This is a genomic window from Nitrososphaerales archaeon, from assembly GCA_032906765.1.
Lineage (GTDB): Archaea > Thermoproteota > Nitrososphaeria > Nitrososphaerales > Gagatemarchaeaceae > DASPPF01.
On record JAJTZB010000001.1, the window covers coordinates 328,560 to 344,378 of the forward strand.

At 55.6% G+C, this 15,819-nt stretch carries 19 protein-coding genes; 15 read left to right on the top strand and 4 right to left on the bottom strand.

Annotated elements, in window-relative coordinates; genetic code table 11:
• Window positions 1–66: 66 nt before the first annotated feature.
• The 6 genes from LYZ69_01755 (at window position 67) to LYZ69_01780 (ending at window position 4,335) form a co-directional block, all read left to right on the top strand.
• Window positions 67–396: an iron-sulfur cluster assembly accessory protein gene (locus LYZ69_01755; protein MDV3277176.1), complete on the top strand. Its 330-nt coding sequence runs from the start codon at window positions 67–69 to the stop codon at window positions 394–396.
• 6 nt (window positions 397–402) lie between these two features.
• Window positions 403–816, top strand: coding sequence for a hypothetical protein (locus tag LYZ69_01760; GenBank protein MDV3277177.1), 414 nt, complete (start codon window positions 403–405; stop codon window positions 814–816).
• The gene (locus tag LYZ69_01765; GenBank protein MDV3277178.1) at window positions 816–1,055 is read left to right on the top strand and encodes a heavy-metal-associated domain-containing protein; all 240 of its coding nucleotides are present in this window, start codon (window positions 816–818) and stop codon (window positions 1,053–1,055) included. Before LYZ69_01760 ends, LYZ69_01765 begins: the two co-directional genes overlap by 1 nt.
• Window positions 1,056–1,187: 132 nt before the next feature.
• Entirely contained in the window at window positions 1,188–1,928 is a 741-nt protein-coding gene (locus LYZ69_01770) for an isoprenylcysteine carboxylmethyltransferase family protein (GenBank protein ID MDV3277179.1), read from the top strand.
• A 2-nt stretch (window positions 1,929–1,930) separates the two neighbouring features.
• Window positions 1,931–2,110, top strand: a complete 180-nt coding sequence (locus LYZ69_01775) for a YHS domain-containing protein (GenBank protein MDV3277180.1) — start codon at window positions 1,931–1,933, stop codon at window positions 2,108–2,110.
• Between the two features lie 80 nt (window positions 2,111–2,190).
• Window positions 2,191–4,335: an NADH-quinone oxidoreductase subunit L gene (locus LYZ69_01780; protein MDV3277181.1), complete on the top strand. Its 2,145-nt coding sequence runs from the start codon at window positions 2,191–2,193 to the stop codon at window positions 4,333–4,335.
• A gap of 376 nt (window positions 4,336–4,711) precedes the next feature.
• Here LYZ69_01780 and LYZ69_01785 read toward each other — a convergent pair whose 3' ends face one another.
• The 4 genes from LYZ69_01785 to LYZ69_01800 form a co-directional block, all read right to left on the bottom strand.
• Window positions 4,712–5,287 (bottom strand): CBS domain-containing protein, encoded by a 576-nt coding sequence (locus LYZ69_01785; GenBank protein ID MDV3277182.1) that lies wholly within the window; start codon window positions 5,285–5,287, stop codon window positions 4,712–4,714.
• An 89-nt stretch (window positions 5,288–5,376) separates the two neighbouring features.
• Window positions 5,377–6,288, bottom strand: a complete 912-nt coding sequence (locus tag LYZ69_01790) for a hypothetical protein (protein MDV3277183.1) — start codon at window positions 6,286–6,288, stop codon at window positions 5,377–5,379.
• Window positions 6,289–6,306: 18 nt separating this feature from the next.
• Window positions 6,307–7,215, bottom strand: a complete 909-nt coding sequence (locus LYZ69_01795; protein MDV3277184.1) for a zinc metalloprotease HtpX — start codon at window positions 7,213–7,215, stop codon at window positions 6,307–6,309.
• Between the two features lie 18 nt (window positions 7,216–7,233).
• Window positions 7,234–7,419: a hypothetical protein gene (locus LYZ69_01800; GenBank protein ID MDV3277185.1), complete on the bottom strand. Its 186-nt coding sequence runs from the start codon at window positions 7,417–7,419 to the stop codon at window positions 7,234–7,236.
• Window positions 7,420–7,723: 304 nt separating this feature from the next.
• Here LYZ69_01800 and nuoB point away from each other — a divergent pair, with 304 nt between their 5' ends.
• The 9 genes from nuoB (at window position 7,724) to LYZ69_01845 (ending at window position 15,817) form a co-directional block, all read left to right on the top strand.
• Window positions 7,724–8,245 carry an NADH-quinone oxidoreductase subunit NuoB gene (gene nuoB / locus LYZ69_01805; GenBank protein ID MDV3277186.1) on the top strand — a complete coding sequence of 174 codons (522 nt, stop codon included), beginning with the start codon at window positions 7,724–7,726 and terminating at the stop codon, window positions 8,243–8,245.
• Window positions 8,246–8,385: 140 nt separating this feature from the next.
• A complete protein-coding gene (gene cadA / locus LYZ69_01810) occupies window positions 8,386–10,479 on the top strand; it encodes a cadmium-translocating P-type ATPase (GenBank protein ID MDV3277187.1) in 2,094 nt (697 codons plus the stop codon).
• A 2-nt stretch (window positions 10,480–10,481) separates the two neighbouring features.
• Window positions 10,482–12,104: an ATP-dependent Clp protease proteolytic subunit gene (locus LYZ69_01815; protein ID MDV3277188.1), complete on the top strand. Its 1,623-nt coding sequence runs from the start codon at window positions 10,482–10,484 to the stop codon at window positions 12,102–12,104.
• Entirely contained in the window at window positions 12,101–13,132 is a 1,032-nt protein-coding gene (locus LYZ69_01820) for a cytochrome b N-terminal domain-containing protein (GenBank protein MDV3277189.1), read from the top strand. The genes LYZ69_01815 and LYZ69_01820 overlap by 4 nt, the downstream gene beginning before the upstream one ends.
• Before the next feature lie 186 nt (window positions 13,133–13,318).
• Window positions 13,319–13,540 carry a hypothetical protein gene (locus tag LYZ69_01825; GenBank protein MDV3277190.1) on the top strand — a complete coding sequence of 74 codons (222 nt, stop codon included), beginning with the start codon at window positions 13,319–13,321 and terminating at the stop codon, window positions 13,538–13,540.
• Window positions 13,537–13,869, top strand: a complete 333-nt coding sequence (locus tag LYZ69_01830) for a hypothetical protein (protein MDV3277191.1) — start codon at window positions 13,537–13,539, stop codon at window positions 13,867–13,869. Before LYZ69_01825 ends, LYZ69_01830 begins: the two co-directional genes overlap by 4 nt.
• 552 nt (window positions 13,870–14,421) lie before the next feature.
• Window positions 14,422–14,571: a YHS domain-containing protein gene (locus tag LYZ69_01835; GenBank protein MDV3277192.1), complete on the top strand. Its 150-nt coding sequence runs from the start codon at window positions 14,422–14,424 to the stop codon at window positions 14,569–14,571.
• A gap of 86 nt (window positions 14,572–14,657) precedes the next feature.
• Window positions 14,658–15,086: a hypothetical protein gene (locus LYZ69_01840; protein MDV3277193.1), complete on the top strand. Its 429-nt coding sequence runs from the start codon at window positions 14,658–14,660 to the stop codon at window positions 15,084–15,086.
• Window positions 15,087–15,229: 143 nt separating this feature from the next.
• Window positions 15,230–15,817, top strand: a complete 588-nt coding sequence (locus tag LYZ69_01845) for a peroxiredoxin family protein (GenBank protein ID MDV3277194.1) — start codon at window positions 15,230–15,232, stop codon at window positions 15,815–15,817.
• Window positions 15,818–15,819 lie beyond the last annotated feature (2 nt).

The following is a 15,819-nucleotide window of genomic DNA, read 5'->3' on the forward strand; positions in this document are numbered from 1 at the left end:
GACGCTGGGGCTGAGGGGAAGCTCATAGGTCAAACGCTGAGCCTTAGTATCCCCGCCGCAGCCCATATGAGAAACTACCTCCTTCGGGCTGGAAAGGCAGACTCCGCGATTCGAGTTTCCGTGGTCCGCACCCACTGCATGGGAGGCAAGGGTTACGGCTACAACATCGAAGAGGATTCGGTGAAAGCTGACGACACCGTTGTCGAGGGCGATGGGCTGAAGCTCCTGGTCGACCAGGAGTCACTGCGGTACCTGAGAGGAGCACACATCGACTATGAGGAATCAGTCCAGGGAGGCGGAGTAGTTGTGCGCAACCCCAACGCTGTGGGCCAATGCCACTGCGGGCGCCACGATATATTCGACCGTGAGGCACTGGCAGAGTCAGAGAAGTGCTGAAGCAAATTGAGCGGGCACGGTCCTCAAGGCGCATTCGCCCTGTCGCTGGGAGCTGGAATACTGATGCTCTTGGGGGGTGGGATCTCCTACCTGTTGTTCAGCGGAGGAGGATTCGGATACGGAACTTTGGGAGGAATGATGGCAGGATACGCCGGAATGATGGGTGGTTATGGGACTCCGCTGGGGTCGATGGGCAGTCTGGTGCTCATAGGTCTCGTAGCTGGTCTGATGGTAACCATCGGGGCGTTACTGCTGAACTCCCGCCCGGCTGAGCACGCTAAGTGGGGGGCATTAATTCTCGTATTCTCGCTGATAGGGTTCCTCGGCATGGACGCGCTCTTCATCGGCGCAATCCTGGGCGTGGTCGGCGGGGTAGTTGCGCTAAGCTGGAGACCCGCCCGCGAGGAACGCGCTACATGATGGCGGAGAGGACGCAGAGGGCCAGACTGACTGTGGTCGGGGTTCCCTGTGCCACCTGCATAATCCCGGTCAGGAAGGCGCTCCTGAAGGCCAGGGGTGTGAAGTCGGTGGGAGCCGCCTACATGCTCGACCTAATCTTGGTTGACTACGACCCCAACCTGACGAATGAAGAAGAAATCATCGGCCTGATCAAAAAGGCGGGGTACAAGGCTGTGCGAGAGCGAGGGATGTCAGGTTGACGTCAAAGAGGTCGTTGCTTCGAATTGGGTTATTTGTTGGGTTCATCGGGGTAGCCCTCGCGTTGGGATACCTCGTAAACCAATCATGGTATCTGTTCGCGTTCATTGGCCTGATGATGGTCATGCACCTGTTTGGCCACGGCGGGCACGGCGGGCACTCGCACGGCGGGTCGGAAGAGGACAGATCGGAGGGGGATGAGGGTCACCACCATGGCAGCTGAGGGATATGGCTATGGGGACTGGGGCCTGGCGATTATCAGCATTCTCCTGTTCTCCTTTGTCATCACACGTCTTCCCTACAGGAGGACCAGACGGGGGAGCAGGGCATCCCAGGGGATGACCTTGGCATTCTTCACGGCCCTGTTCGCCGAGATGTATGGTTTCCCGCTGACCATATACATCCTCTCATGGGCAGTGGGCTACCAGAACCCGCTCACGCACGACGCGGGCCACCTCTTATTCCCAGAACTTGGAATGCTCTCCCCTCCGCACTTTCTTTCCATCGCCATGATTGCCGGTGGGGTGCTGCTCGTATTTGAAGGATGGTCAAAGATTTACAAGGCTGGTGACACGCTGGTGACAGACGGAGTGTACGCCCGGGTGAGGCATCCTCAGTATCTGGGCATATTTCTCCTGACCTCTGGGTTGATGCTGCAATGGATTACGATACCTACTGCCATCATGTTCCCCATCTTGATTTGGTTGTATTACAGGCTGGCGAAGAGGGAAGAGCGAGACATGGAAGCGGAGTTCGGAGCTGTCTACTCCGGCTACGAGGGCAGAGTTCCGATGTTCCTGCCAAGACTGCACCTGGGAATCATGAAGGATCATGATACAGATAAAATTCAGACGGCATGGCAACGCAGCAGATGACCTTGCAGAAAGACCTGGTCTGCGGGATGGATGTTAACGAGACGAAGGCGGGGTTCAAGTCAACCTATGCTGGTGTCTCCTACTATTTTTGCTCCTTGGAGTGCCAAGAAACGTTCAAGCGCCTAGCCAAAGTCTTCGCGAGGGACACAATCGAGTCCATGTCGCCTACGCGAGTCATGTAGCTTGACAGGGAAGCTTCTCCCGCCGATGGCTGTTTCGATGCTCAGGTGCGCCATCCGCCTCAATTGAGGATGGTACGCGGTTGAGTGTCGCTGTACCCTCTTATTACATCTGGATGGTCTTCCTGCTTCCAAATGCCGGCGCCCTAGTAACGCCGCTTCTTGCCAAACTGCCGAAGGTGAGAGATTATGTCTCTGTCTTGACCTCCCTCGTCTCTGCTCTCTTCGCCTTCCTTCTGATTCTCCCGGTATTGCAGGGTCAGAACGTCACCGTGTTCGATTCGTTCATACCAAGGAGCCTTCCTTGGATACCTTCGCTCGGAATAAACGCAGGTGTGCTCTCAGACCCCTATACAATAATCCTTTCGAATGTTGTCGCCTGGGTGAGCTTCCTCATCATGCTGTACAGCCTCGAGTACATGAAGCATGAACAGGGCCTCACCCGGTACTGGTTCTGGATGAACTTCTTTATCGGCAACATGCAGCTGATCGTCTTCTCCGACAATTTTCTGCAGCTGTACTTTGGCTGGGAGGGCGTGGGGATGTCAAGCATGATGCTCATCTCCTTCTGGCATTCGGATGAGAAGAAGTACTGGGTCGGAACTCCTGGCAGATACGCGCTGGGCGAAGAACAGGCGTATCCTCCGTCGCACGCGGGAATGAAGGCGTTCGTAATGACCAGGGTGGGTGACGTGGCCTTTCTCATAGGAATCCTTCTCGTATTCATCTACTCAGGTACTTTCAGCTTCACCCAACTCGCCAGCTCGACTGGGTGGGCAAGCAGGCTGTCGCAGTCGGGGCTGCTCGTTCCTGCAGCGCTCCTGATCTTCGGCGGGGCCGTCGGAAAGTCCGCACAGTTTCCTCTACACGAATGGCTCCCTGATGCGATGGCAGGTCCGGCGTCCGTGTCTGCCTTGATTCATGCAGCTACGATGGTGAAGGCTGGCGTGGTTCTCGTCGCCAGGATTGGCCCCCTCTTTTACTTCGCAATGGTCGCCAACCCCACACTCATTCAACCGTTCTTTACCACGGTAGCCTGGATAGGAGCCTTCACGGCCTTTCTCGCAGCAACCCAGGCACTCGTAGGCTTCGAGATGAAGAAGATCATGGCGTACTCTACCATCTCTCAAATAGGATACATGATGATGGCGTTGGGACTGACTGGATTATCGACGAATTTTTCGCAGGGGCTGTCTGCGGGTCTCTATCAGCTTACGAGTCACGCGATCTTCAAGGCTTCAATGTTTCTCGCCGCGGGCGCTCTAATCCACGTGACGGAGTCTAAGTACATCAGCGACATGGGTGGTCTCAGGAACAGGCTAAAGATCACATTCGTGGCGCTTCTGATGGCAACGGCTTCTCTCTCGGGAATACCGCCGTTCAGCGGGTTCTGGAGCAAGGACGCGGTTCTTGCAACCGCATGGGACGCGGGTCAATTCTGGCTGTTCGGGCTCGGGGCTGTGACCGCTGGCCTGACCGCCTTCTATTCATTCAGAATGCTGGGCCTTGCCTTTTTCGGCAAGAAGAGCGATAATTTGCGGGCTGTTGAGGAGGAACGCGGGGTCCATGAAGTCAGCCCCATCATGTGGTTGCCATATTTGGCGCTGGCTGTGGGAACGCTGGCCATCGGACTGCTCGCTCCTTTGGTGAACCTCGAGGGTGCGCTCGAATCCGCGTCAAACGCCTACCTCGCAAGCCTGTTTCCCGCGCTAACTCGCGCTGCTCCAGGTCCCATCGGTTTCAGCTTTGCGGCTGCCCTCTGGACGGGAGCCTTCGTCATCGGGGGCATCGGCGCGGCTTCGGTTATTTACATAGCGAGAAGGATTGATTCCGCGAGACTTGTGGGAGAAAAGGGTCCCATGCGAAGTCTGTACACTTTCCTGGAGAATAGATGGTACATAAACGCGATATACTACAAGGTCTTCGTGAATGCACCAATCGCTTTCGGAAGATGGATGCAGGCGAACGTAGAGATAGGCTTTCTGGACAGGATCAACGATGCGGGAGCGTCTCTCGCGATTTACCTCTCCAAAGCGGGCAATTGGTTCGATGTGAATGTCGTCGACGCCATGGCCGACGGAATCTCAAGTGCCGGACAGGCTATCTCGAGAGAGGCCAGGAGAATGCAGACGGGCGTGCTGGAGGATTACATTCTGGTCTTCGCGCTCGGTATCGTAATCTTGCTTGTCCTGCTCATTCTAGTTGGGGGGAGCCGTTCGCCACTGTAAGGTGTCGATGGAGCCTCTATTGCTAGAAGGAAACAACCTTAGACCGTATAGCGTGTCTCTGAACTCCCTTGCTCTTGGCCTTGAATGCCAGATTCGTCTCATCCGCAACTAATCCCTCCAGTTACGATAGGCTGCCGCTCAACTTGCTCAAGTCTGTTGGCCTTTACCCAGAGTATTCCGTGTAACACTAGACACGTATTTGCGGCCAAAACAATGCTCCAACCTGCAAAGCCTGGCACCAATAGCAGCACTACCAGATTCAGCGGTCCAGCAGGGCATTACATCCAAGTCGTTCTTCTGAAGTTTCACCTTCCCGCCCTCCACTTCACCATATTGAACCGATTGTCTTGGTACAATCATGTCCGCCCCGGGTCACTCACTCATACGGTCCCGCCTGGGGCGATACGCAGTATCTGGCCAAGGCGTTGAGCCTGTGATCCTTGAACTGCTTCTCTTTTGCCATCCGAAGGGCGATATCGGTCGAGGTTATCAGACCAACAAGGGTCCCTCCCTTAACCACCGGAAGTCTTCTGATTGAATACTGAGACATGATCCTGGAAGCTTCTTCGACCGTGGCTTCGGGTTCAACAGCAATCAGTGGTGCTGTCATGATATCCGTTGCCCTGAGCTTTGAGGGAGATATGTCTTCGGCAAGCACCTTTCCAACGAGGTCCCGTTCTGTTATCATCCCGACCGCCTTGCCACCTTCCAAGACAAGCATGCAACCACGACCCTTACTAGACATCCGCTTTGCCACCTCAAGTGCCGAGCTGTCAGAGCCTATGACCTCCACCTCGGTGTTCATTATCTGTTTGACCTTGATTGGCTCGAAGGCAATAGCATACTTTTCTGGGTTCTTTTCAAATTCTGTCTGACATGCGAAAGAGCAGAAGTGGAACTTCTTGGCTTTGTAGTCAGTAACGAATCTTTCATCCGCAGCGTCGAGCGCCATTCCGCAAACCGGATCTCTCGGTTCGCTAGCAGTACTTTGACCACGGGTCTCTTCACGCCCTACACCTGATTCGGTATTAGACATGTCGGTCAACCGGCTGTATTCCACGTGAATATTCTTTCAGCCCCGTACAAGTTCCCCAACACGAGCGTAATGGAAGCGGGGCGGTCGGTTAATGGTGGGAACACGAGAATACCTTCCCTGTGGTGGCCCCCGGGCGGCGAACCGCTCCACTGGAGCGGAATGTACTTCGTTCCGTTGCCATCCTGCAGGTAAGCTGTCCTGGTCAGATCAAAGCTCAGGTCCCCGACATGAGTGTCCATCTTGATGTCGAAGCTTGTGTTCTTACCGATCGCCAAAGGTGCGGGAGTCACAGTTACACTCAGACCATTCGCGTCGCTACCCTTTTCCTGCAGCGAAACGACGTTGCTTTGAACGCTGCCGGGCGCTGTCGCACCAATCGCGGTGGCCCAACCCAATCCGAGAACGGCCACCATGGTAGCAGCGATTGCGAGATTTCTGACCTTTGCCATGTCGACGGTCATGATTCTTGCCAAGAGACCCTGGGGATTGTAAAGCCGGTGCTTCTGGATTATGGCTAGCATGACTGTTATCCCGACCATGTTGGACAGCAATCCGATGAATATGAAGAAAGTCTGATAGGCGGTCAGGAAGATCGCTGCGGCCGTAATTCCTGCGAAGGGAACCAGATCCGTGACGTGATGTGCACAGCATGCGATCATCGATGCCGTTGAGACCCCTCCACCCGCGGTCACCGAGGCTGAGCTCTGAATCGCCTTTGCGTAGTGCCTCGTGTAGGAGAAGAGTGAAACTTGAATACCAAAGCCGACGACCAGTGGGACCATCAGGTGCGAAAGAGAGATGAATTCGGCGACGGCGTGGCCGAAGCCCTGCGCTAGAGTTACTATCGCGAAGTAGACACTAAGGAGTCCCAGGCCTCCTATCAGGCCATGGATTGATATCCTGACACCGTCCTTCAACCAAGGCTCACTTCTCTGTTAGGGGACATAGAGGTTCATTTCGCGTGCCACCCTCTTCAGCCTCCACACCCGGTGCGGCATTGACGGATGAGTCGAGAAGAGTTCTACCAGTGTGCTGCCTCTGAACGGGTTCACAATCCAGAGCGAGGCAGTCGCGGGGGACGGAGTCTGACCCGACCTGCCTGAAATAGGCCTCGTCTGGGCCTTCGCTGTTATCTTCTCCAGGGCGTTGATCAGCCCTCCAGGGTTCCTTGTTAGCTTAGCGCCGTATTCGTCGGCGTTGTACTCGTCGTTCCTGCTTATCCCCAGTTGTATGAATGTGGCACCCAGCGGTACGAGTATCGCGGCTACCAGCAAGAGGATTGGCGAGCCTCCGTTCCTGTTTCTACTGTTTCCACCGCCGGACCAAAGAGACCACAGAGCTATGTTGCCGACAAAGGAGATGGCCCCTGCCATCGTTGCGGCCACACTGGACATCAGGACGTCCCGGTGCACAACATGCCCGATTTCATGGCCCACCACCGCCTCCAGCTCGTCCGGCGTGAGCGTCTGCAGGATGGTGGAAGTGGCAACCACGACGGCTTTCTTCGGCCCTCTCCCAGTCGCGAATGCGTTGGGCTGCGGGGAATCGACTATCCCAACCTTGGGCATCGGGATTCCCGCCTTCTGAGCAACATTCCGCACGACCCTGAAGAGTGCTGGGTTGTCGCTCTCCTGAATTACCTTGGCCCTACTCATCCTGATGACTATGGAGTCGCTGTAATAGTATGAAACGAAGTTGAAGACCGCGGCCAGTCCTAGCGCTAGGAGCATGACCGGAATGGGGTCGCCGAAAAAGTACAGTCCCACAACGTATCCTACGGCCATGAGCAGGACCGTCAGTACCGCGAAAAGCAGTGTTATCTTGAGGTAGATTGACGCGCCCAACTCGCTTCGACTACCCTATCAGCAACCGCCACCGCGTCTTGACTGTGGCGCCTCTGCCAGCTGCTCCTGTCTTGCTTTCTGCATCTGCTCTGTGTATTGTTGTGCGTGCTCCTCCGAACAGAAGTACTTGCCGAACCTCTGGTACTGGGTCCCGCCAACTTCCTTTCCGCACGTGTAACAGTACTTCTTTCCAAGCCCGAACATTCTTTCTCTCCCCCCCCAGTAGGCATAGGAAAAGCTCGATAGATTACCCTGCCTATTTACAGGATGAATCTCAGGCTGGTGCCGACTTTCGGGACGGCAAGGAAGCACCACCTGGAATCGACAGTGTCGGTGTTGGTTCTGGCTGCTATCTCAATACAAATCGGAATCTACCCTGATTCTGTGTTCGAGTCTCTTTACACACACTTGCACGCTCTGCCAATCCCTGGAGGCCAATAGGGCTCGACCTCTTTCATGCCGCACGTTCATATAGAGGCTATTAGGTCACGATAGTTCGGAGAGTTGCGTGGCGGCTGTTCAGAAGACTGGTCTCTTCAACGTTCTGGTCGGCAAGCTCGACGAGGTCATTCAGTACGCAATCGGCGACCCGCTGCGGTACGTGGTGAACTGGGGAAGACTGTATAGTCTGTGGCCCGTCCATCTCGAAACTGCGTGCTGTAGCGTAGAGGTTGGGGCCGCTGCAGGCTCAAGGTTCGACATGGAACGTATGGGGATGCTGGAGGCGTTCGGCTCGCTGAGGGCCTGCGACCTCCTCATCGTAATGGGGACTGTCACAAGGAAGCTCGCCCCACGCCTGAAGCTCGTTTACGATCAGATGGCCGAACCAAAGTGGGTAATTGCGATGGGTGCTTGCAGTATCACAGGAGGCCTGTATTTCGATTCTTACAATGTGTTGAGGGGTATTGATGATATAATCCCGGTCGACGTGTTCATCCCTGGCTGCCCCCCGAGGGCTGAGGCATTCATGCAGGGCTGCATGCTCCTGCAAGAGAAGATAAGGCGCTCTAATAGTATCCGCGGACGATAAGCCCACCAGTCCGGCTGCACTTTACACCCGTCAAGTCGGTGACAACCGATTTTTGTAAAGTTAAACAAGGAGTCTAAAGTAGACGCGTAAGAAACCTCGGACCGTAGGGTGGGAACACGGCGAAGGACATAATCTGTGGAATGTACGTCGACGAGAACAAGGCCCCGTATAAGGCCGAGCGCAGGGGCACGACGTACTACTTCTGCAGTGAGAACTGCTACAAACAGTTCATCGCTCCCGAGAGGGAGTTCAGAAGCCTTAAGATAATCACCGCCTTCAGCCTGATCCTCGGCAGCATCACGGCCGTGTTCGAGTACGGGGCGCCGGTGATACTGGGCGTCTCCCACAACTTCGTCTGGCTGGGTCTGCCCAACTACGTCTGGCTCTTCCTGTTTGCAACACCCGTTCAATTCATTGGCGGGTGGAGGTTCTACAAAGGAACTCTGGACGCCATAAGGGCAAGGCAGGCCAACATGGACAGTCTCATAGCGACAGGGACGAGCGCTGCCTGGGTATACAGCACTCTGTTCACGTTCTTCCCGTGGATCTTCCCCAAGACGGTCACTCTCGGCGGACCTGCGGTCTACTTCACCGAAGCCGGCCTGATCATTGGCTTCATCATGCTCGGCAAGACCATGGAGCACATTGTGAAAGGTAAGGCTTCCGACGCCATCAGAAAACTCCTGGACCTTCAGCCGAAGCTTGCCAAGGTGATCAAGAACGGAGTAGAAACGGAAGTTCCGGTCGAGCAGGTGCGGGTCGACGACGTAGTTGTGGTGAGGCCCGGAGAGAAGATACCTGTCGATGGCATTGTCGTAGAAGGTCATTCCTCTGTTGACCAATCCGTCGTCACCGGTGAGAGCATTCCGGCGGAAAAGGGGGTCGGGGACGAAGTCATAGGCGCCACCATCAACAAGGCGGGCTTCCTCAAAGTCAGGGCGACCAAGGTGGGTTCCGACTCGGCCCTCTCACAGATAGTGAAGATGGTCGAGGAGGCGATCGTCTCACAGGCTCCGATACAGAGGATGGCCGACAGGATATCTTCGTTCTTCGTGCCGGTGGTGGTCACCATCGCTGTCGGTTCCTTCCTGTTCTGGTACCTAGGCTGGGGGCTGCCGTTCGCTGTTGCGTTCATTGTTCTCGTGTCTGTGCTGATAGTCGCCTGCCCGTGCGCTCTGGGCATCGCAACCCCGGCGGCGATTATGATAGGCGCCTCGAAGGGCGCACAGAATGGGATTCTGATTAAGAATGGAGAATATCTGGAGAAGGCCCACAAGCTGACGACAGTAGTCTTCGACAAGACAGGGACCCTTACCAAGGGAGAGCCCTCACTGACCGACGTGGTCGGCTTCAACAGCGGAGAGGAAGAGGTTCTCCGGATGGCAGCCGCTGCGGAGGTGGGGTCGGAGCATCCCCTGGGAGAAGCAATAGTGCGAGGGGCAAGAGAAAGAGGGTTGTCGATCGATAACCCCGAGGGCTTTGAAGCCATCGCCGGGCAGGGGGTCAAGGCGACCGTCAGGGGAGCGATTGTCCTGTTGGGCAACAGGAAACTCATGGAAGTCAATGGGATACCGACCGAGGTCGCCGAGGAGAGGATGAAGAGCCTGGAGGGGGACGGCAAGACGGCCATGCTCGTTGCAGTGGACGGCAGACTGAAGGGCATTGTAGCAGTCGCCGACACGATAAAGGAGAACGCTCCAGCGGCCGTCAAGCAATTGCAGTCGATGGGAATCGATGTCGTGATGCTCACGGGAGACAACAGAAGGACCGCAGACGCCATCGCGAGGAAGCTCGGGATAACTAACGTCTTGGCAGAGGTGCTCCCGGGGGATAAGGCGAAGGTGGTCGGCGAGCTCAAGGGCGAGGGCAAGGTGGTCGCCATGGTGGGGGACGGCGTCAACGATGCCCCGGCGCTCGCGGCTTCCGACGTGGGAATCGCGATAGGAAGCGGGACCGACATAGCGAAGGAGACGGGTGGCGTCGTACTGATGAGGAGCGACGTATCCGATGTTGCCAAGGCGATCATACTCAGCAAGAGAGTTGTGCGCAAGATCAAGGAGAACCTCTTCTGGGCCTTCGCGTACAACATAGTGCTGATTCCAGTTGCAGCGGGTGTGCTCTACCTTCCGTTCGGGTTGCTGTTGAACCCTATCTTCGCCGCGATAGCGATGGCATCCAGCTCAATCACGGTCACCCTGAACTCCATGCTGCTCGAGAGGTTCAAACTAAGGTGAGATTGACGAACAAAGGCGAGTGCGAACACTGTGGCAAGAGTCGCGAGGAACCCATAGTCGTCGACCACGAAGGAGTCGCAAAGAGCTTCTGCTCAGCGGCGTGCGTCATGGAATCTGAGATGGGCGGCGCGGCTGGTCTTTGGCGGGCGCTTGGAGCAGAAAGAGACTTGACCAGGAGGGCGATTGAGGAAGAGCGAAATTCGAAGGTGATCACTCTCATTCACAGAATGGAACTCCACAACGGAACTGACCAGTACATCAAGATGGAGGACTCGGAGGAGATACTGGACGAGATACTGTCGGCCCCCGAGGGCAAACCGATCGATATCATCGTCCATTGCCCGGGAGGAGTAGTGCTTGCGGCAGAGCAGATCGCACTTGCGCTGAAGGAGCACAAAGGGAAGGTCTCTGCCATCGTCCCCTACTACGCCATGTCTGGCGCCACGCTGATCTGCCTGGCTGCCGACGAGATAGTAATGGAGCCGTTCAGTGTCCTAGGGCCACTCGACCCGCAGGTCTCCGGCTTTCCCTCACCTTCTCTGTTGAGGCTGCTTGTGTCGAAGGGCCCCCAGAACGTTAGCGATGAGATGGTCATGATGGCCGACATCGCAGAGAAATCACTTCGTCAGATGAAGTCCTTCATTCAGTACGTCCTGAAGGATAAAATGGATAGCGCGAAGGCCAGAGACCTAGCCGAGTACTTGACGGGTGGTTACTTGACGCACGACTCGCCTCTCACAGCGGGTGAGCTGCAGTCATTCGGCTTGCGGATAGTGCTGGATGTGTCCGAGCACGTCCGCAGTTTCATGAGGCTCCAAAAGCTCATCTCAACCTCCTCAATCTACGCCCGAAACGACTACGGAATCAGCCGTGCCGAAAAGAAGTTCCGAATTCTGCACGCGCAGGAGGGTTTCAGCCTGGCTAATCTCATCAGGAAGTTGCAGAAGTCGAAACTAGTCAAGTATTTGCCACGAGTCGCTCTGGTCGCTCTCTTGGTCGTTCTCATCGCTTCGCCTACAATAGCATCTGCTAATGAGATGGGCGGTGAGTGGCTAACAAGTCAGCACGAATACCGCAGTCTGACACTATCGCCTGATTTCATGCTGCCGCAATGGACCGGTGCGCGAATGACAACAATAGAGCAGCAGAACGGCCCAAGCATCAACCTCATGTCCGTCCACAACGATACTTACTTCGTGATTCTGGTGCAGGCCCGCTTGAATGCTTCGCTAGGTCGGGACGGGGTAGCCATCTCTTTCTCGCCGGGAGTCATCTGGGCGTGGGTCGCGGGGAAAGAAACACTGGTGAACGACACTGGAGTCCGGTCTGCCGCAAACCTGACGTCGGGCACGTTAGTCGTCACCTTCGGCAAGACCATAAATGCGAACGGCACGGGTCTGTCTGTCAAAGACGATACGCCATATCCTGATTTCATACGCGTACTCGCGTGGAGCAACGGTTCCTCTATCAGCTCGATCCGTTTCAATGGCGCCTCTCCGCTGGGGTTTGAACTCCTTCACTTCTTCGACAACTACCCCAAGGCCGCGCTTGTCTACGCCGGGGTAATCGTCGCAGCTGGAATTGGGTTCATCGTAATGGAGGCAAGGTGGTACCGTCGAGCATGAGAGGATTGGGCGTTGCTTCATGGTTGAAGGACAGGCTCGGGCTTGGTTCCTTCTTCGACCATCTCATACCAGCACACGCCAACGGTCCGACATACGTCATCGGCGGGTCGGTGGTGGTCCTCGGGATACTCCAGGGCGTCACGGGGGTGCTCCTTCAACAATTCTATCACCCCATGCCCAATCAGAATGCTGCCTACGCCTCCGTGCAGTACATAGCCAGCGTTCCTCTGTGGAATTTCGTAAGAAACCTGCACTACTGGGGTGCACAACTGATTTTCGTCCTCGTGATACTTCACATGATGCGAGTCTACGTTTCGGGAGCATACAAGAAACCCCGGGAACTTCTTTGGGTATCCGGCGTTGCTCTGTTAGCACTGGCCTGGCTGCTACTGTTCACGGGAACGGTGCTAAGGTGGGACCAGGAGGCCGTCGAGGCCCTGGGGCACAACCTAGAGCTCGCGTCGTTTGCGGGTCCGCTGGCCTATTGGTTCAGCCCTTCATTCGCTCCCGACGTTCCTATACTCATAAGGCTAAACAGCGCGCACGTTACGATTCTCCCTGTAATCGCCCTTGCCTTCGTCGGCCTGCACGTTTACCTGATCAGGATTCAGGGCATCTCCAGTCCAGCGCGGAAGGACGCGGCTCAAGAAAGACAGGTGCCCTTCTCCTCTCACGTCACCAAGATGATCCACTACGGTCTGCTAGCCGCAGCGCTGGTAGCCATTCTGTCTCTTGCGGTTCAGGCACCGCTCTCTTCCGTTGGGAACCCCGCGATCGAGGTATCCAAGCCGGATTGGTACATGCTGTGGGTTTACTCAATCGAGGGTTATCTCAGCCTCGCTGCCGTGCCGTACGTGCTCACGCCGTCGTTGATCCTGATGCTCATCGTGCCCGCGCTAGATAGGGGGCCTGAGACCGATCCAAGCAAGCGTAAGCTGATGATGGTCCTGCTTGCAATCGCCATGGTTGTGTTCGCTGCATTGACTGTAGGCGCTGCCCTTTCTCCTCCGAAGTCTCATCTCGGATGAAGGCAAAGGTTGCTCCGCCTGCGCACTCAGGATAGAAAGGCGAGGCAGAAGAATCAGTGGCAGGGAGACTATGCTCACTTCCAAAAGGACTAACCTCTCTTGCTTTCGATTTTGGCAAAGGGGCCATGGGTCCACGTTACAATTGGAAAGAGGCAGGACGATATACCCAGCGATTTCAGTCCTGTCATGAGTCAGTTGAAGCCTGGAGGCAACGAGATCTCCAATACTTGGTGGACACGCAACGCAAGCAGTTTGAGCGTTGTGCTCAGAGTCATCTTTGGCATCGTCTGGCTCACAGACGGGGCAATGAAGTTCATCTGGCTGGCGCCCGCTGATGTGGTCAACATCGTTCAAACTGCGGCCAGGGCCAGCCATCCTGGCTCGCTCCTTGGTTCAACTTCTGGGTGAATTTCATATCTTCCAACGCTGCTTTCACGCTGTACGGCGTGGCGCTCTGGGAGCTGATCCTCGGCTTCACGCTGGTCTTCGGCCTGATGCGCAAGCTGTCGTACCTTTCGGGCATTCTACTCAGCCTTCTAATCTATAGCATAGACGAGGGATTTGGAGGGCCGTACGGCCTTGGCTCTACCGACATCGGGGCAGCAATCATCTACGTCTTCGTGTACATGGCGCTGATTGCGCTGGAGTCGACCGCGGCCTCGAACAGACTGACTCTTGATTCGACGATTGAACGACGCAGCAAGGTTTGGAGAAGGATTTCCGAGTTCACGACGTGAAGTGGCAGGAGTGTTGTCCGTCGGAAAGGTGTATCAGAAAAGAGCTGGCACTACGTCGCGACCAGCTTGCGTTACAATGCTTTAGGCCTCAGGGTGCAGCACAACAGGAAACTCGCTGTCGGAAAGATAAACCTTCATCGTGGGGACACTATGCTGGAGTTGGGATCCAGGACAGGGGAGATTTTCCCGCTCCTTCTTTGCGCGTCCGGTACCGAAGGTAGAGTCATTAACGTCGACTCAAGACCTGCCTCCGTTCTCGTCGGACTTCGCCACCTACCCGATCTCTTTCACGGTCAGCGGAGAAATATACAACGTCTGCCCCGTTCCTGGGCATACCAATCCAAGAATGTATCGCCTGGTCAAACGAAGCTGAAAGGTGAAGCGCAATCCCGTCTAGCGTTAATATTTACGGTGCCCACAGAGATGCAAGGAGAAACGGGATCTGACTTCCTCAGCAACTTTCCACTTGGTTTGCCTTGCATCGAAAAGGTTTGTTTTTGTAAAGACAAACCATGAAATAGGCAGCGCCTCGTGGATGCAGACGGTGGTAAGATGCAGAAAGACCCCGTCTGTGGGATGAAGGTCGACGAAAAGAAGACGCATTACAAGTCAGAGCACGAAGGAAGGACTTCCTACTTCTGCTCGTCCAGCTGCAAGAGCACCTTCGATAAGGACCCCCACAAATACGGTCATCCGAGCTGAAGAGTGGGCTGTCATGCTTTTCAGGGTTGATAATCGTATCCGAGGTTTAAGTTACGGCCGAAGAACTCACGAGCGAGACGGATAGCATGGCGGCCCAATCAACAAGTGAGGTACCGACGGCCTCGTTCATCCTCTCGCTAATCGGGGGGCTACTGATCATTGCCGGAGTCGGAATGATGATGACCTTCTCCTTCGGTACGCCATACTATGGAATGATGGGAGGCTACTACGGGATGATGGGCGGGTACTACGGAATGATGCAAGGCTACGGGTACGGCGGATGGTTTTACGGTGCAGCAGCGATAGGTCTCATCTCTGCTATCATCGTCCTGATTGGCGCCGTGATGATCTACGCACGGCCCAGCAAGGCCCCCACGTGGGGATTGCTCGTGCTCATTTTCTCCATCATCAGCTTCGTCGGAATGGGTGGTTTCTTCCTCGGCGCCATTCTCGGCATCGTCGGCGGAATACTCGCCCTCACCTGGCGCCCGCAGGCGAAGCAAGCGAACGTGTGAGGTTGGGGGATCGATCTGACTCTTGGTCAGACGTTCTCGCCGTTTGCAAGTCATGGCGAAGGCAGCGATAGGTTCGCGCGGAACGGACCTGAAGCACAGCCGAACCTGGAATCGAGTGGCGGCGTATGAGGAAACAAAGATCATTGAGAAGGCGGAGCCACGGGACGAGGAACGCGCTTATTGTCATAGCCTTCCTCGTGGTCGCAATCGCAGCAATTGCCTATGTGGCGACGCGGGCAAACGAGAGTAGCTCTGCGATGCTGATGGCCGGGGACAAGGCCCCGGAATTCGTGCTGACATCTGTGAATGGCACTTCATTCAATCTCAACAACTATCTGGCCGAGTCCGATGTTCTTCTATTCTTTAACGAAGGGTTGACATGCAGCCCATGCTTGCAGCAGATGGTTGACATCGACAGGAACTATTCTGCCTTTAGTGGGATTGGCGTAACCGTAGTATCAATAACGACCAACTCGATGTCAGACATGAAGGCGTGGGCGCAGAACAATGGAATCACAAATATGATGGTTCTCTCGGACCAGTCGCTGCAAGTCGACCAAGAGTACACCACGCTCTATGCAGGTTCGATGCACGCCGGAAGCGCCCCCGGCCACACATTCATCCTCGTCGGCAAGGACGGAAACGTGTTGTGGAGGAAGGACTATGGCTCCTACACGATGTACGTCCCGATGAACGAGCTGATTGCAAGCGTCAAGTCGGCACTCGGGTGAAC

Excerpts from the sequence above, each read along its gene's own strand:
- LYZ69_01755 (MDV3277176.1), top strand. The coding sequence starts at position 67 with ATGAGAAACTACCTCCTTCGGGCTGGAAAGGCAGACTCCGCGATTCGA.
- LYZ69_01765 (MDV3277178.1), top strand. The coding sequence starts at position 816 with ATGGCGGAGAGGACGCAGAGGGCCAGACTGACTGTGGTCGGGGTTCCC.
- LYZ69_01785 (MDV3277182.1), bottom strand. The coding sequence starts at position 5,287 with ATGGCGCTCGACGCTGCGGATGAAAGATTCGTTACTGACTACAAAGCC.
- LYZ69_01800 (MDV3277185.1), bottom strand. The coding sequence starts at position 7,419 with ATGTTCGGGCTTGGAAAGAAGTACTGTTACACGTGCGGAAAGGAAGTT.
- cadA (MDV3277187.1), top strand. The coding sequence starts at position 8,386 with ATGTACGTCGACGAGAACAAGGCCCCGTATAAGGCCGAGCGCAGGGGC.
- LYZ69_01820 (MDV3277189.1), top strand. The coding sequence starts at position 12,101 with ATGAGAGGATTGGGCGTTGCTTCATGGTTGAAGGACAGGCTCGGGCTT.
- LYZ69_01825 (MDV3277190.1), top strand. The coding sequence starts at position 13,319 with ATGAGTCAGTTGAAGCCTGGAGGCAACGAGATCTCCAATACTTGGTGG.
- LYZ69_01835 (MDV3277192.1), top strand. The coding sequence starts at position 14,422 with ATGCAGAAAGACCCCGTCTGTGGGATGAAGGTCGACGAAAAGAAGACG.
- LYZ69_01840 (MDV3277193.1), top strand. The coding sequence starts at position 14,658 with ATGGCGGCCCAATCAACAAGTGAGGTACCGACGGCCTCGTTCATCCTC.